This window comes from Rhodococcus sp. C26F (assembly GCF_053345925.1).
This window is the reverse complement of the sequence record NZ_JBKFBA010000024.1, coordinates 41,265-54,415: the sequence shown is the minus strand read 5'-3', so window position 1 is coordinate 54,415 and position 13,151 is coordinate 41,265. Positions and strand designations below refer to the sequence as shown.

Sequence of the window (13,151 nt, the reverse complement as noted above, 5' to 3'; positions counted from 1 at the left end):
GGTCGGCGTAGTCGTCGAAGGTGTCGACGATCCGGTCGACCACCGGGGTGACATCGTGCGCGGACACATATGCCGGAAGGCTCGGCGCCAGGCCGCGTCGCGCCTCCCAGACGGGAATGGCGATGCGCGCCAGTGTCTCCGACCTGATCATGTCGGCCTCCGCGCGCGGCGGCATCGCATGCTTCTTCGAGCGCCGACGCCGACCCGCTCTGGTCCGCTCCGCGTTGTCGACGGGCCAGAACATGCCGTTGTCGCCCGCGGCCAGCTGCCCGAAGACACCGAGTTCGATACCCGCCTCGTTCTCGACCAGCAGGTGCACGAGGTCGTGGGGGAGATAGGGGTGACCGCCCGGGCCGTTGCGCGGAGCGAGCTCCGGACCGGTGTCGCGGTGCACCGCGACCTCGTACCCGATGCCGGGACCCTTCGTGAAGACGACGCGCATGTTCGTCACGTTAGGCCCCGCGGGCAGGGGATCGCATCCGATTTTCAGGCGGTCGCGCGCTCGACGAGCAACGACAGGGCATGACGCACCGTCTTCGCGAGCACGTCCTGGGGGTCACCGTCGAAGCGCTGCTCCTCGCTGCGGGTGCCGTCCGGACCGGTCGTCGCGAAGCAGACCGTGCCCGGCGGGCGGCCGTCCTGCGGGTCCGGTCCACCGGCGCCGCTCACAGCGACGACGATGTCCGCGCCCAGGAGACGAGAGGTGCTCTCCGCCATCGTGCGGGCCGCGCTCTCGGACACGACCGGGCCTTCAGGAACCTCGAGCAGGCCGTACTTGACCTCGCGCGAGTACGCGACGATGCCACCCCGGAACCAGTCGGAACTGCCCTTCGCGGCACCCAGGCGGGCCGCGAGCGTGCCCGCGGTGAGCGACTCCGCGCAGCCGAGTGTCAGCTCCTTGTCGGAGGCGAGCTGAGCAAGCTGCTCGATCAACTCGTCGGAGGTGTCCGTCCCCTCCACCACGTCGTCATCGGCCATGCGTGTCTCCTTCCAGAGCATCGGGTCGCACCCAGCGGGTGAGCAGGGTGCCGTCGTCGTCGCACACCAGGTGCGCACGTTGCAGGGGTGTCAGAGCGGCCGTCGGCGAATGCGCGATACGCGCGGCGTTGCCGGCGGCCAGGACCGGAGCCCAGGTCAGGCACAGCTCGTCGACGACGCCGTCCTCGATCATGCGGCCGAACAGATTCGGTCCGCCCTCGCACAGCACCCGGAGCCATCCCGCTTCGCCGATCGCCGCGAGCAGGGAGGGCCCGTCGATCACCGCGTCAGCGATGACGCGGACGTCGCCTCCGGCGGCCTCTACCGCGCGCCGGGCGGTCTCGGGGGCCCGTGCGGTCGTGAAGACCACGGGCGGGATCGTCGTGTCGGTGAACAGACGCAGGTCGGGCGGCAGGTCGCACGAGGCGGTCACCACTGCGACCGGCGGTATCGGAGCGAGTCCGGCCTCCTCGCGGCGCGCGCGCAGGGCCTCGCTGGTCCTCGCGCCGCCGTAGTTCTCGGCCCGCACGGTGCCCGCGCCCACGAGGATCACGTCGGCGAGTTCGCGCAGCAGCCCGAAGACCTTCTTGTCGGCGGGCGAGCCGAGGGCACCGGATCGTCCCTCGACCGCCACGGCTCCGTCGAGGGAGGACACGAAGTTGATTCGCATCCACGGCCGGGACAGATCGTCGGGGTAGGCGTAGAGAGCGCGCAGCGCCGTGTCGTCCACGTGCTGCGCCGCATCGGTGCCGTCGAGTCGTCGCATGTCGCCGATCAGACCACTCCCGCCCGCCGGATGCACGTCACGCGCCGTGCCCGGCGTCGAGATCACCCACGGACTTGAAGGTCATGAGGCGGTCCAGGTCGCCGTGGAGCTCACCGCGTTCGGGTTCGAGGAGGAAACCGCCGTGGTCGCCGGTCGTGAAGGTCTCGAGGATCCGGCCGACGAACCACGCGCGCGGGCCGTCCAGCACGGGTAGTCCGTGGGGTCCCTCGTGCCACGAGCAGCGCGCGAACTTGTCGATGTCGTCGCCGGTGTGCTCGCCGAACAGCGCTGCCAGTTCGCGGTCTGCCGGGGTCAGGACGTGCACGGCGAGGTGCTTCGCCTTCGACGCCACCCGGTAGGTCCGGTTCTTGTTCGACAGCGCCACCAGGAAGCGGGCCGGATCGATCGCGGACTGGGTCGCGAAACCGATCAGGCAACCGCTGCGTTCCTCGCCGTCGAATGCGGTGACGATGAACATCGGGTAGTCGAGCTGCGAGGCGATGTCCGCGAAACCGTCGGCGGATCCTTCGAGTGGGGTGTCGGCCATGAGCGGAATCGTACGGCCGTCGCACCGCTGCGGCGGTGGTTCGGCCGCGGTGCGGCTGTGAGTTTGGTCGGTGTGTGACGTGGGGTACCCGCCGCAGTATGGACGCCGAGCACAGAGGTGACGGATCGTCGGGTGCCACCCTCGCCCCCGATGACCCGCGCAAACCCGACTCACCGACCGATCTCTCCACGCCGTCGTGGAAATATGTGCTGCGCAGGACGATTCGGGAGTTCAGTCGGGACCAGTGCACCGATCTCGCAGCCGCACTGACGTACTACGCCGTCCTGTCGTTGTTCCCTGCCCTGCTCGTCGTGGTCTCGTTGCTCGGCGTGTTCGGTCAGGGGCAGACGACGGTCGACACCGTGCTCGGCATGGTCGAGGACCTCGGCCCGTCCTCCGCCGTCGACACCCTGCGAGGACCGATCGAACAGCTCGTGTCCGCACCGACAGCCGGATTCGCCCTGGTCGTCGGTATTCTCGGCGCGCTGTGGTCCGCATCGGGATATGTCGGCGCCTTCGGCCGCGCCATGAACCGGATCTACGAGATCGAAGAGGGCCGGCCCGTCTGGAAGCTGCGCCCGTTGATGCTGCTGATCACTGCTGTGGCCCTGGTGGCCGCCGGTGCGACCGCCCTGATGCTCGTGATCAGCGGTCCGGTCGCACGCACGATCGGCGACGTCATCGGTCTCGGCGACACCGCCGTGACGGTGTGGAACATCGTCAAGTGGCCCGTGATGCTCGCACTGGTGGTCATGATCGTCGCGGTGCTGTACTATGCGACGCCCAACGTGTCCCAGCCGAAGTTCCGCTGGGTCAGCCTCGGATCGCTCATCGCACTCCTCGTGTGGATCGTGGCCTCGGTGGCATTCGCCTTCTACGTCTCGAATTTCGGCAGCTACAACAAGACCTACGGCTCACTCGCCGGTGCGGTGATCTTCCTGTTGTGGTTGTGGATCACCAATCTGGCCCTGTTGTTCGGTGCCGAGTTCGACGCCGAGATGGAACGTGGCCGCCAGCTGCAGGCCGGTATGCCTGCCGAGAAGACACTGCAACTGCCCGAACGTGATTCGCGCGTCAGCGAGAAGAACGCCGCCAAGCTGGAAGAACTCGTCGAGCACGGGCGCAGGCTGCGTGAAGCCCACAGCACCGACGGCTCCTCCGGAGAGGCGGCCGACCCCGTGGGCCCTACCGGGCCCACGACGGAAAGGAATCCGCGATGACGACACCCACCGGTAATGCACGCCCCGTGGCCGAACAGCCGAAGAACCTGTCCACGGTCGAGCTCACCGAGCGACTCACCGAACAGGTCTCGACCCTGGTGCGGACCGAGGTCTCGCACGCGCTCGAGGAAGTCAAGTCCAAAGGCACCCGCATCGGTGTGGGCGTGGGGATCTCGGGTGCGGGAGCGATCCTGTTGTTCCTCGGTCTGGCGACCCTGATCGCGACGGCCGTACTCGGCCTCGCCACCGCCGTCGAACCGTGGCTCGCGGCTCTCATCGTCGCGCTCGTGGTGCTCGCGGTCGGTGGCATCCTCGCCGCGGTCGGTGCCTCGAAGGCGAAGAACGCCGCACCGCCCGTGCCGGAACGCACGGTCGCCAGTGTCCGTGCCGACATCGACGCCGCGAAGGGAGCAACGAAGTGACCGCATCCGACAACGGTGGTCGTCCGGACGAGGTGGCCGACATCGAACGTCAACGGGCCGAACTCGCCGCGACCGTCGGCGAACTCACCGACAGACTCGACGTGCCCACCCGGGTCAAGCAGTCCGCGGCCGAACGGGCCCAGGAGGTCCGCAACCGGCCCGATCTGATCGCGGTGGCCGGCGGGGTCCTCGCGGCCGTGCTCGTGCTGGTGCTCGTGAGGCGCAGACGGAAGAAGTGACACGAAAACGGATCAGGCGGACGGAGACGNNCCTGATCCGTGCGGGGTTCGATCAGCCGCCGAGCTGTTCCTTCAGCGCGTCGAGCACGGCCGGGTCCTCGATCGTCGACGGCACGGTGTACTCCTCGTGGTCGGCGATCTGCCGCATGGTCTTGCGGAGGATCTTGCCGGAGCGCGTCTTCGGCAGGGCCTGGACCACGGTCACGTCGCGGAAGGTCGCGACCGCACCGATCTGGTCGCGGACCATCGTGACGAGTTCCTGACGCAGGGTCTCGGGCTCGATCTCCACACCGGCCTTGAGCACCACGTAACCCGAGGGGCGCTGGCCCTTCAATTCGTCGCGGATGCCCACCACGGCGCATTCGGCGACGGCGGGATGCGAGGCCACCACGGCCTCCATGCTGCCGGTCGAGAGCCGGTGCCCGGCAACGTTGATCACGTCGTCGGACCGGCCGAGGACGAAGACGTAGCCGTCCTCGTCGACATAGCCCGAGTCGCCGGTGAGGTAGTAACCGGGGAAGGTGTCGAGGTACGACCGGCGGTACCGGTCGTCGTCCTGCCACAGGCCGGCCAGTGTGCCCGGCGGCAACGGCAGGCGGATGACGATGTTGCCCTCGGTGTTCGGATCGACGGGCTTGCCCTCTCCGTCGACGATCTCGACCCGGTAGCCCGGGACGGGGACGGTGGGGGAGCCGGCCTTGAGCGGCATCGCCTCGAGGCCGCGCAGATTCGCCGCGATCGCCCAGCCCGTCTCGGTCTGCCACCAGTGGTCGACCACTGGGCGGTCGAGCACCTTCGTCGCCCAGTGGTAGGTGTCGGGGTCGAGGCGCTCACCGGCGGCGAAGAGCGTCTGCAGCGAGTCGATGGGGTACTTCTTCAGTTCCTCGGCGTTCGGATCCGCCTTGCGCACAGCGCGAATCGCCGTGGGAGCGGTGAACAGTGCCTTGACGCCGTTCTCGGCGATGATCCGCCAGAACGCACCCGCATCGGGGGTGCCGACGGGCTTGCCCTCGTACATCACCGTCGTCGCTCCGACCAGCAGCGGGCCGTAGACGATGTAGGAGTGGCCGACCACCCAGCCCACATCGGAGGCGGTCCACCACACGTCGCCCGGATCGATGTCGTAGATGTTGCGCATCGACCACGTCAGGGCCACGGCGTGCCCACCGTTGTCGCGGACCACGCCCTTGGGCTTCCCGGTGGTGCCGGAGGTGTAGAGGATGTAGAGCGGGTCGGTCGCCGCGACCGTCACGGGCTCGGCGGGGGACGCGTCGGCGCACAGCTCGTCCCAGTCGAACCACGCCGCCGAGGACGTCTGGTAGTCGGCCGCCGAGCCGGGGATCTGCTCGCGGTTCTTCACGATCACGGTGTGCGGCGGGGTCGGCGACAGACCGATCGCCTGCTCGACGATCGGCAGGTACTCGACGGTGCGGCCGGGTTCGAGACCACCGGAGGCGGTGACGAGCACGACCGGCGTGGCGTCGTCGATGCGGGTCGCGAGTTCCTTCGCGGCGAACCCGCCGAACACCACCGAGTGCACCGCCCCGATGCGGGCGCAGGCGAGCATCGCGATGGCGGCCTCGGGGATCATCGGCATGTAGACGATGACGCGGTCGCCGGCGGCGACACCCTGGTCGCGCAGCACACCGGCGAACTTCGCGACCTCGTCGAGCAGCTCGGCGTAGGTGTAGGTGCGCTTGGCCGGGACCATCGCCGAATCCCAGATCAGGGCCGGGCGGTCGCCGTTCCCGGCGTCCACGTGCCGGTCGAGTGCGTTGACGCTGGTGTTCAGGGTGCCGTCCGGGAACCACTTGTACGACGGTGCCGCCGAGTCGTCGAGGGCTCGCGTCGGCGCGCTCTCCCACTCGACCGCGCGGGCGGCCTCGAGCCAGAATCCTTCCGGATCCTCGGTGCTCCGGCGGAACGCCTCCTCGTACGAGCCCATCGTTCGTGTCCTTCCTCGACGGCGGTTGTGGCCCGAACCACTCTATGTGACCTGCAAGGGGGTGGCTGCAGGTCTGCGTCGGACGGACACGACCACGCGACGAACGGACGAAGTGCCTACCCTGAGCCGCATGACCTCGATCGCGGAAGACCTGCTGTTCCTGCTTCTCGACGACGAATCGGGAAAGCCTCTCGTCGACGGAGTGAAACTGCCCCGCGTTCTCGCGGGTGCGGTGCTCCTCGAACTCGCCCTCGACGACGTGGTGGCGGTCGACACCGAGGGGGAGCAGGTGAAGAAGGGGCGGATCGCGATACGCACCGAGGCACGACCCGCCGATCCGATCCTCGCCGAGGCAGTCGAGCGTCTCGGCTCGGGCAGGCCGCTGAAGCCGACGGCGGCCATCGAGAAACTGCAGAAGGGCCTGCAGGAGAAGCTTCTCGCGCGGGTCGTCGAGCAGGGCTGGGTCTCGGAGGAGCGCGGGAGGATCCTCGGCGTGTTCCCGACGAAGAAGTGGCCTGCGATCGATTCCACCCACGAGCAGCGCGTCCGCGACCTGATCCGCGCGGCGTTGATCGATGGCCTGACCCCGGAGCCACGCACCTCGGCGCTGATCGCGCTGCTGTCGGCGGCGGATGCGGCTCCGAAGGTATTCCCGGACGCCGACAAGCGGGCAGTGAAGAAACGGGCGAAGGAGATCGCGCAGGGCGAGTGGGCGGCCAAGGCGGTGCGTGACGCCGTCGCGTCCGTCAACGCGGCCATGATGGCCGCCGTCGCCGCCGGCGGAGCGGTGGCGGGTTCGAGCTGATCCGGATCGCGCCGCGTCAGGATGGGACGCCGAGCTTCCGGTACCGCTCGATCCGTCGCCGGTAGCGGTCCTCCGCTGGTTCCTCGGTGAGGATCGCGAGTTCGCGGGCCACCGCGGCACCGATCCGCTTGACGAACGAGACCGGTTCCTCGGTGGCGTCCGGATGCTCGGGGACGACCGCGTCGACGACACCATTGCGCAGCAGGTCGCGGGAGCGGATCCCCTGATCCTGCGCCATGGCCGGTGCGTGGGTGGTGTCGCGGTGCACGATCGCACTCGCGCCTTCGGGCGGGAGCGGGGCGAGCCAGCCGTGCTGCGCGCACAACACGCGGTCGGCGGGCAGCAGGGCGAGCGCGCCGCCTCCGGTTCCCTGACCGAGCAGCACCGACACCGTCGGGGTGGGCAGAGTGACGAGATCGGCAAGGCAGCGGGCGATCTCGGGTGCGAGCCCGCGTTCCTCTGCCTCCTTCGACAGCGACGCGCCGAGGGTGTCGATGACGAGCACGAGCGGCAGGCGCAGTTCGTCGGCGAGACGCATCGCGCGGCGGGCCTCGCGCAGTGCTCCCGGCCCCATCGTGCGTTCGGGTGACTGTCCCGCGCGGTCCTGGCCGAACATCACGCACGATACGCCGCGGAACCGGGCGAGGGAGAGCAGGACGGTGCGATCGGATTCGCCCTCACCGGTCCCGGACAGGGGGACCTGCGCGGAGGCGGCGTGACGCAGCAACTGCCGGATACCGGGCCGTTCGGGCCGTCGGCTGAGCATCACCGACTGCCAGGCCGGGATGTCGGGCACGTCGTCGACGGTGGTGATCGCCGGACTCGACGTCACCTCGGGCCGGTTACCCTCGACGAGTACGCGCAGCAGCCGGTGCACGACCTGACGCACACCGCCGAGGGGCACGACCCCGTCGATCACGCCCTTGCGGTACAGGTTCTCCGCGGTCTGGACGTCCTCGGGAAAGTTCTCCTGGTAGAGCGCCTTGTAGACGCGCGGACCGAGGAACCCGACGAGCGCGCCCGGTTCGGCGGCAGTGACGTGCCCGAGCGACCCCCACGACGCGAACACCCCGCCCGTCGTCGGATTGCGCAGGTACACGAGATAACCGAGATGTGCGGCCTTGTGCGCAGCGACGGCGGCGGCGATCTTCACCATCTGCACGAAGGCGAGGGTGCCCTCCTGCATGCGGGTGCCACCCGAGGTGGGTGACGCGAGCAGGGGCAGTCCCTCGGCGGTCGCGCGTTCGACGGCGGTGACGATGCGTTCGGCGGCGGCGACACCGATCGAGCCTGCGAGGAAGGAGAATTCGCACACGATCAGAGCGACCCGGCGGCCGTGGACGGTGCCCGAGCCGGTGAGCACGGATTCGTCGACCCCGGACTTCTCGGCGGCCCTGTCCAGATCGGCGAGGTACTTCTCGCCCGCCCCGACATCGATCGGCGGAACGTCCCAGGAGACGAAGCTTCCCGGGTCGAGCACCTTGTCGATGAACTCCTGCGCCGAGATCCTGCCACCGGCCACGTCGCCTCCACCTGTCCTCGTCCGTCGAGGTCAACCTATACCGACGCGAACGAGGGGGAGGACATGTGCGTGTTCTTGCGACACACCGCACATATCCTCCCCCTCGTTGTGGGATCGGCTATCGGCCGAGCGCTTCCTTCCACGTGACCGTCCGGCCGATGCGCAGGATCGACCGCTGGTAGATGCGCGCGGCGATCACACTGAGCACCGCGATCGCGGCGACCATCAGCACGATGGTGCCGACGATCTGCACCGGCGTGGCCACGCCCGCCGCGATGCGCAGCGGCATGAGGATCGCGGAGAACGGCGGGATCCAGCTCAGCGTGGTGCTCCATCCGGCCTCGGGGTCGTCGACCGACGAGAACGCCGCGAAGAACATCGCGAGGATCAGCATCACCAGCGGACCCGAGGTGGAATTGACGTCCTCCTGCCGCGACACCATCGACCCCGCCGCCGCGTAGAGGACGGCGAAGAACGCGAAGCCGAGGACGAACCAGCCGAGGGTGCCGGCGAGCACGCCGAGGGCGGTGCCGGTGATCGTGAGGGTATCGGTGGCGAGCGCCGTGCCGACACCGACCGCGCCGTAGGCGGTGAGCTGCAGGAGCCCGACCGCGCCGATGCCGAGGATCTTGCCCCACAGCAGCTGCAGCGGACGCAGCGTGGACAGCAGCAGTTCGACGACACGCGAGGACTTCTCCTCGACGACACCCATCGCGACGTACATGCCGAACATCAGGATCTGCATGTACAGCAGGATCACCGCGATGATCGAGAGGATGATGCGTTGTCCCTGTTCGGGATCCGGCGGGTCGAGGGCGTCGACGGTCACGGTCGCCGCCGAGACGTCGGCCGCGACCGCGGCGGGATCGACGCCGCGGTCGGTCAGCGCGGCGACCTGGGCCTGCTGCACGACAGCGGCCTCGACGACCGCGCGGACGTCGGTGTCGAGCTCCGATTCGGTGATCGCTGTGACGGATGCGCCGTCGCCGGGAACGAGCGCGACGTCGAGATCGCCGGAGGACACCTGCTCACGGGCGGTGGCGGCGTCGGGAACGTCGGAGACCTCGAGCGGAGTGCCGACGGTCTCGCCGAGCGACTCGATCGTCGTCTGCAGCGCGGGCGCCCCCACGACTCCGACGGTGGGCCGGTCGTCGTCGCCGCCGGACAGGATCGAGGTGGCGACGATGCCGACGACGATCGCGACGAGGATGATCGCGTTGCTGATCAGGAAGCTCTTCTTCTGAACCTGCGTGACGAACTCGCGCGACGCGACGAGACCGACCGCGCGGGCGTTGCTCAACGGGGCGCTCATGCGGAAACCACCTCTCGGAACAGCTCGGTCAGGGACGGGCGTCGGAGCGAGAACTCGTGGACCGGGCCGGTGGCCAGGGCCGCCTTGAGGATCAGCTGGTCGTCGGCGCCGGGGGTGACGGTGAGCACGGTGCGCTCGTCCTCGTACTCGGCGTGCGTGACGCCCGGCAGACCGTGCGCCCAGCCTCGGGGTGCCTGCGGCGCGTGGACGACGAGGAGCGCGTCGCCCTTGGACCGCAGGTCGTCGACGGTGCCCACGGCGCGCATCCGACCCGCGCCGATGATGCCCACGCGGTCGCACAGGCGCTGGACGAGGTCGAGCTGGTGGCTCGAGAACACCACCGGCACGCCATCTTTCGCCTTCTCGAGCAGGACGTCGCTCATGACGTCGACGGCTACCGGGTCGAGGCCGGAGAACGGCTCGTCGAGGACGAGGACCTTCGGGTCGTGCACGAGAGCCGCGGCGAGCTGCACGCGCTGCTGGTTGCCGAGCGACAGGGCGTCGACGGTGTCGCCGAGACGTTCGGCGATGCCGAGCCGTTCGGTCCACCGTTGCACCGCCTCCGACGCCTCCGGCTTCGAAAGGCCGTGCAGCCGAGCGAGATAGGACAGTTGCTTGCCGACCTTCATCTTCGGATACAGGCCGCGTTCCTCGGGCATGTACCCGATGTTGCGGCGCATCTCGAGGTCGACCGGCTTCCCGTCGATGCGGACCTCGCCGGAGTCGGCGGCCAGGACGCCGAGGGTGATCCGCATGGTGGTGGTCTTGCCGGCGCCGTTGCTGCCGACGAAACCGAACAATTCGCCGGGGCGGACTTCGAAACTCACGCCGTCGAGAGCGACCGTGTCGCCGTAGCGCTTCGAGAGATTGTCGATCGTCAGTGTCACAGCAGGTCCTCCGGATCGTCGTCGGGGCGGGTCCAGGCGAGCAGAACAGCGGGCAGGCAACCGCTGAACAGGATCGAGGCGAGAGCGAATCCACCCGCCGAGTAGGCGAGTGCCTGATGGTCGATCGTCGCGATCGACGCACTCCAGAGCAGCGCGAAGATCGGGAACATCAACAATCCCTGCGCCACGGACAGGCCGATCGAGCGGGCGCTGTTGCGCTCGGCGATCTCGCGTTCATCGAGGGCGCGACGGGGTGCATCGGACTGCCTTCCCGACACGATCTGCAGACACGTCCAAGTGGGCAGGAACACCAGCGTCACCGGCAGCCAGGCGATCGCCGCCGCCATCGTGAAGTACGACGCGATCGACGCGACGAACATCAGCGCGATCAGCACCATGACGGCGACGGCGAGGATGCGGCGGCGACGGCGGGTACGCCAGTTCGGCATCCACCCCCCGGTGATCTCCTCGTTCTTCAGGAACCTGCGGGTGCGGTACTCCTCGTAGCGATCGAGCAGGGATCCTGTGGTCATCTCAGGCCTCCTTCCGGGGCTTGTACAGCTCGGTCGACAACGGCGTGAACTCGGTACGGGAGAAGACGGCTTCGACCGGTAGTCCGAAGACATCGCAGATGCGGAAGGCGAGATCGAGACTCGGATAGTGGTCGCCGCGTTCGAGTGCTCCGACGGTCTGCGGGTTCACATCGATGAGCGCGGCCAGTTGTGCGCGGCTCATGCCACGCTCCGCGCGCAGGACGCGGATGCGGTTGTAGATGGGGAGAGTTTCCCCACGACGTACCGGACTCATGGAACAAAGTGTTGTGAAAACCAAACGTTTTGTCAATGGGTCAGGACGGATCGATATGTCGTGGTGTTGTCAGTCGTCGTCGGCGAAACCGCGGAGACGGTCGAGTTCGCGGCGTTCCTTCTTCGTCGGACGGCCCGCCCCGCGGTCGCGGCGGGGGAGCGCCGCGAGGATCTCCTTCGGTGGAGGCGGGGGACTGTGATCGATGTAGGCGGTCGCGGCGATCGGTGCACCCACGCGCTTGTTCACGAGCTGGGTGACCTCGACGATCTTCTCCGTTCCGTGCGCGCGTACGCGGACCTCGGCTCCGATCGTCACCGGCGTCGACGGCTTGGCCGTCACACCGTCGACGCGGACGTGCCCGGCGCGGCACGCGCTCGCCGCGGCGGACCGGGTCTTGAACAACCGGACCGACCACGTCCAGCTGTCCACGCGCACGCTTCCACCCATCTACAGCAACTCCTCGCTCAGCTTCCCGTCGTCGAGCATCCATCGACGTGTCGTCCGTGTGGTCTCCAGCATGCGGCGATCGTGCGTGATCAGCAGTAGGGTTCCCTCGAAACTGTCGACGGCCTGCTCGAGTTGCTCGATCGCCGGCAGATCCAGGTGGTTGGTGGGTTCGTCGAGCACCAGCAGATTGACGCCGCGTGCCTGCAGCAGTGCGAGTCCCGCGCGGGTGCGTTCGCCCGGCGACAGCGACGACGCCGTCCGCAGGACGTGGTGCCCCTTGAGGGCGAACTTCGCGAGCAGGGTCCGCACATCGGCGTCCGGCCAGTCGGGCACGTTGCGCCCGAACGCCTCGACCAGCGGTTCGTCCCCCTCGAACAGGCTGCGGGCCTGATCGATCTCGCCGACGAGAACACCCGACCCCAGCGACGCGCGACCGGAATCCGGTTCGATCGTGCCGAGCAGCAACCGGAGCAGCGTGGACTTCCCGGCGCCGTTCGGGCCGGTGACGACGATGCGGTCGCCCCACTCGACCTGCGTGGTGATCGGCCCGAGAACGAAGTCGCCCCGCTGGACGACGGCCTCGTCGAGGGTCGCGACCACCGTGCCGCTGCGCGGGGCGGCGGCGATGGACATGCGCAGTTCCCATTCCTTGCGCGGCTCCTCGACGACGTCGAGCCGCTCGATGCGCCGCTGTGTCTGACGCGCCTTCGCCGCCTGCTTCTCGGTGGCCTCCGCGCGGTGCTTGCGTCCGATCTTGTCGTTGTCCTTGGACTTGCGGCGCGCGTTGCGGACGCCGTGTTCGAGCCAGTTGCGTTGCATCCGGGCGCGTTCCTCGAGCTGCGACTTGGTGTCGGCGAACTCCTCGTACTGCTCGCGCGCGTGTCGGCGCGCCACCTCGCGCTCGACGAGATACGCCTCGTACCCGCCCTCGTAGACCGAGATCTGCTGTTGCACGGGATCGAGTTCGACGATGCCCGTCACGGTGCGCGCGAGGAACTCGCGGTCGTGGCTGACGACCACCAGTGCCGTGCGCGTCTCGTCGACGAACCGTTCGAGTCGTTCGAGGCCGGCCAGATCCAGGTCGTTCGTCGGTTCGTCGAGCAGGAGCACGTCGTAGCGCGACAGCAGCAGTGCCGCCAACCCGGCGCGGGCAGCCTGGCCACCGGAGAGCGACGTCATCGGAGCGTCGAGGCCGACGTCGAGACCGAGGTCGTCGACCACCTTCTCGGCGCGCTCGGCCAGGTCGGCGCCGCC

Annotated in this window: 16 protein-coding genes; 4 read left to right on the top strand and 12 right to left on the bottom strand. The window is 68.7% G+C overall.

Translation table 11 applies throughout. The features are described from left to right. The 4 genes from ACLBYD_RS20820 to ACLBYD_RS20805 all read right to left on the bottom strand — a co-directional run. A partial coding sequence (locus ACLBYD_RS20820) for a hypothetical protein (RefSeq protein ID WP_447817924.1) occupies window positions 1–442 on the bottom strand: 442 nt, incomplete at its 3' end. A 44-nt stretch (window positions 443–486) separates the two neighbouring features. Beyond that, complete coding sequence (locus ACLBYD_RS20815; RefSeq protein WP_447817923.1) at window positions 487–978, bottom strand: CinA family protein; 492 nt, start codon at window positions 976–978, stop codon at window positions 487–489. After that, window positions 968–1,744 (bottom strand): pyrimidine reductase family protein, encoded by a 777-nt coding sequence (locus ACLBYD_RS20810; RefSeq protein ID WP_447817945.1) that lies wholly within the window; start codon window positions 1,742–1,744, stop codon window positions 968–970. The genes ACLBYD_RS20815 and ACLBYD_RS20810 overlap by 11 nt, the downstream gene beginning before the upstream one ends. Window positions 1,745–1,781: 37 nt before the next feature. Beyond that, complete coding sequence (locus ACLBYD_RS20805; RefSeq protein WP_447817922.1) at window positions 1,782–2,291, bottom strand: flavin reductase family protein; 510 nt, start codon at window positions 2,289–2,291, stop codon at window positions 1,782–1,784. Between the two features lie 98 nt (window positions 2,292–2,389). Between ACLBYD_RS20805 and ACLBYD_RS20800 the strand changes: the two genes are divergently transcribed. The 3 genes from ACLBYD_RS20800 to ACLBYD_RS20790 are packed head-to-tail and all read left to right on the top strand — an operon-like array spanning window position 2,390 to window position 4,172. After that, a complete protein-coding gene (locus tag ACLBYD_RS20800) occupies window positions 2,390–3,511 on the top strand; it encodes a YihY/virulence factor BrkB family protein (RefSeq protein WP_447817921.1) in 1,122 nt (373 codons plus the stop codon). Then, window positions 3,508–3,933 (top strand): phage holin family protein, encoded by a 426-nt coding sequence (locus ACLBYD_RS20795; protein WP_060652009.1) that lies wholly within the window; start codon window positions 3,508–3,510, stop codon window positions 3,931–3,933. The genes ACLBYD_RS20800 and ACLBYD_RS20795 overlap by 4 nt, the downstream gene beginning before the upstream one ends. Then, on the top strand, window positions 3,930–4,172 hold the full coding sequence (locus ACLBYD_RS20790; protein WP_060652010.1) for a DUF3618 domain-containing protein: 243 nt from the start codon (window positions 3,930–3,932) through the stop codon (window positions 4,170–4,172). Before ACLBYD_RS20795 ends, ACLBYD_RS20790 begins: the two co-directional genes overlap by 4 nt. A gap of 52 nt (window positions 4,173–4,224) precedes the next feature. Here the strand turns inward: ACLBYD_RS20790 and ACLBYD_RS20785 are convergent, their stop codons facing one another. Continuing rightward, complete coding sequence (locus ACLBYD_RS20785) at window positions 4,225–6,117, bottom strand: propionyl-CoA synthetase (protein ID WP_016694977.1); 1,893 nt, start codon at window positions 6,115–6,117, stop codon at window positions 4,225–4,227. 130 nt (window positions 6,118–6,247) lie between these two features. Between ACLBYD_RS20785 and ACLBYD_RS20780 the strand changes: the two genes are divergently transcribed. Beyond that, entirely contained in the window at window positions 6,248–6,922 is a 675-nt protein-coding gene (locus ACLBYD_RS20780; RefSeq protein WP_447817920.1) for a GOLPH3/VPS74 family protein, read from the top strand. A gap of 16 nt (window positions 6,923–6,938) precedes the next feature. Here the strand turns inward: ACLBYD_RS20780 and ACLBYD_RS20775 are convergent, their stop codons facing one another. The 7 genes from ACLBYD_RS20775 to ACLBYD_RS20745 all read right to left on the bottom strand — a co-directional run. Further along, window positions 6,939–8,444, bottom strand: a complete 1,506-nt coding sequence (locus ACLBYD_RS20775; protein WP_447817919.1) for a carboxyl transferase domain-containing protein — start codon at window positions 8,442–8,444, stop codon at window positions 6,939–6,941. A 118-nt stretch (window positions 8,445–8,562) separates the two neighbouring features. Further along, on the bottom strand, window positions 8,563–9,756 hold the full coding sequence (locus ACLBYD_RS20770; protein WP_024103107.1) for an ABC transporter permease: 1,194 nt from the start codon (window positions 9,754–9,756) through the stop codon (window positions 8,563–8,565). Then, window positions 9,753–10,643, bottom strand: a complete 891-nt coding sequence (locus ACLBYD_RS20765; protein WP_447817918.1) for an ABC transporter ATP-binding protein — start codon at window positions 10,641–10,643, stop codon at window positions 9,753–9,755. The genes ACLBYD_RS20770 and ACLBYD_RS20765 overlap by 4 nt, the downstream gene beginning before the upstream one ends. After that, entirely contained in the window at window positions 10,640–11,176 is a 537-nt protein-coding gene (locus ACLBYD_RS20760; protein WP_447817917.1) for a hypothetical protein, read from the bottom strand. The genes ACLBYD_RS20765 and ACLBYD_RS20760 overlap by 4 nt, the downstream gene beginning before the upstream one ends. Before the next feature lies 1 nt (window position 11,177). After that, entirely contained in the window at window positions 11,178–11,450 is a 273-nt protein-coding gene (locus ACLBYD_RS20755; RefSeq protein ID WP_016934131.1) for a helix-turn-helix transcriptional regulator, read from the bottom strand. A 69-nt stretch (window positions 11,451–11,519) separates the two neighbouring features. After that, window positions 11,520–11,897, bottom strand: coding sequence for an RNA-binding S4 domain-containing protein (locus tag ACLBYD_RS20750; RefSeq protein WP_006551630.1), 378 nt, complete (start codon window positions 11,895–11,897; stop codon window positions 11,520–11,522). Next, window positions 11,898–13,151 (bottom strand): ABC-F family ATP-binding cassette domain-containing protein (locus tag ACLBYD_RS20745; protein WP_447817916.1); only part of this gene is annotated, 1,254 nt, incomplete at its 5' end.

Excerpts from the sequence above, each read along its gene's own strand:
- ACLBYD_RS20755 (WP_016934131.1), bottom strand. The coding sequence starts at position 11,450 with ATGAGTCCGGTACGTCGTGGGGAAACTCTCCCCATCTACAACCGCATC.
- ACLBYD_RS20760 (WP_447817917.1), bottom strand. The coding sequence starts at position 11,176 with ATGACCACAGGATCCCTGCTCGATCGCTACGAGGAGTACCGCACCCGC.
- ACLBYD_RS20805 (WP_447817922.1), bottom strand. The coding sequence starts at position 2,291 with ATGGCCGACACCCCACTCGAAGGATCCGCCGACGGTTTCGCGGACATC.
- ACLBYD_RS20815 (WP_447817923.1), bottom strand. The coding sequence starts at position 978 with ATGGCCGATGACGACGTGGTGGAGGGGACGGACACCTCCGACGAGTTG.
- ACLBYD_RS20785 (WP_016694977.1), bottom strand. The coding sequence starts at position 6,117 with ATGGGCTCGTACGAGGAGGCGTTCCGCCGGAGCACCGAGGATCCGGAA.
- ACLBYD_RS20810 (WP_447817945.1), bottom strand. The coding sequence starts at position 1,744 with ATGCGACGACTCGACGGCACCGATGCGGCGCAGCACGTGGACGACACG.
- ACLBYD_RS20800 (WP_447817921.1), top strand. The coding sequence starts at position 2,390 with ATGGACGCCGAGCACAGAGGTGACGGATCGTCGGGTGCCACCCTCGCC.
- ACLBYD_RS20770 (WP_024103107.1), bottom strand. The coding sequence starts at position 9,756 with ATGAGCGCCCCGTTGAGCAACGCCCGCGCGGTCGGTCTCGTCGCGTCG.
- ACLBYD_RS20780 (WP_447817920.1), top strand. The coding sequence starts at position 6,248 with ATGACCTCGATCGCGGAAGACCTGCTGTTCCTGCTTCTCGACGACGAA.
- ACLBYD_RS20795 (WP_060652009.1), top strand. The coding sequence starts at position 3,508 with ATGACGACACCCACCGGTAATGCACGCCCCGTGGCCGAACAGCCGAAG.
- ACLBYD_RS20750 (WP_006551630.1), bottom strand. The coding sequence starts at position 11,897 with ATGGGTGGAAGCGTGCGCGTGGACAGCTGGACGTGGTCGGTCCGGTTG.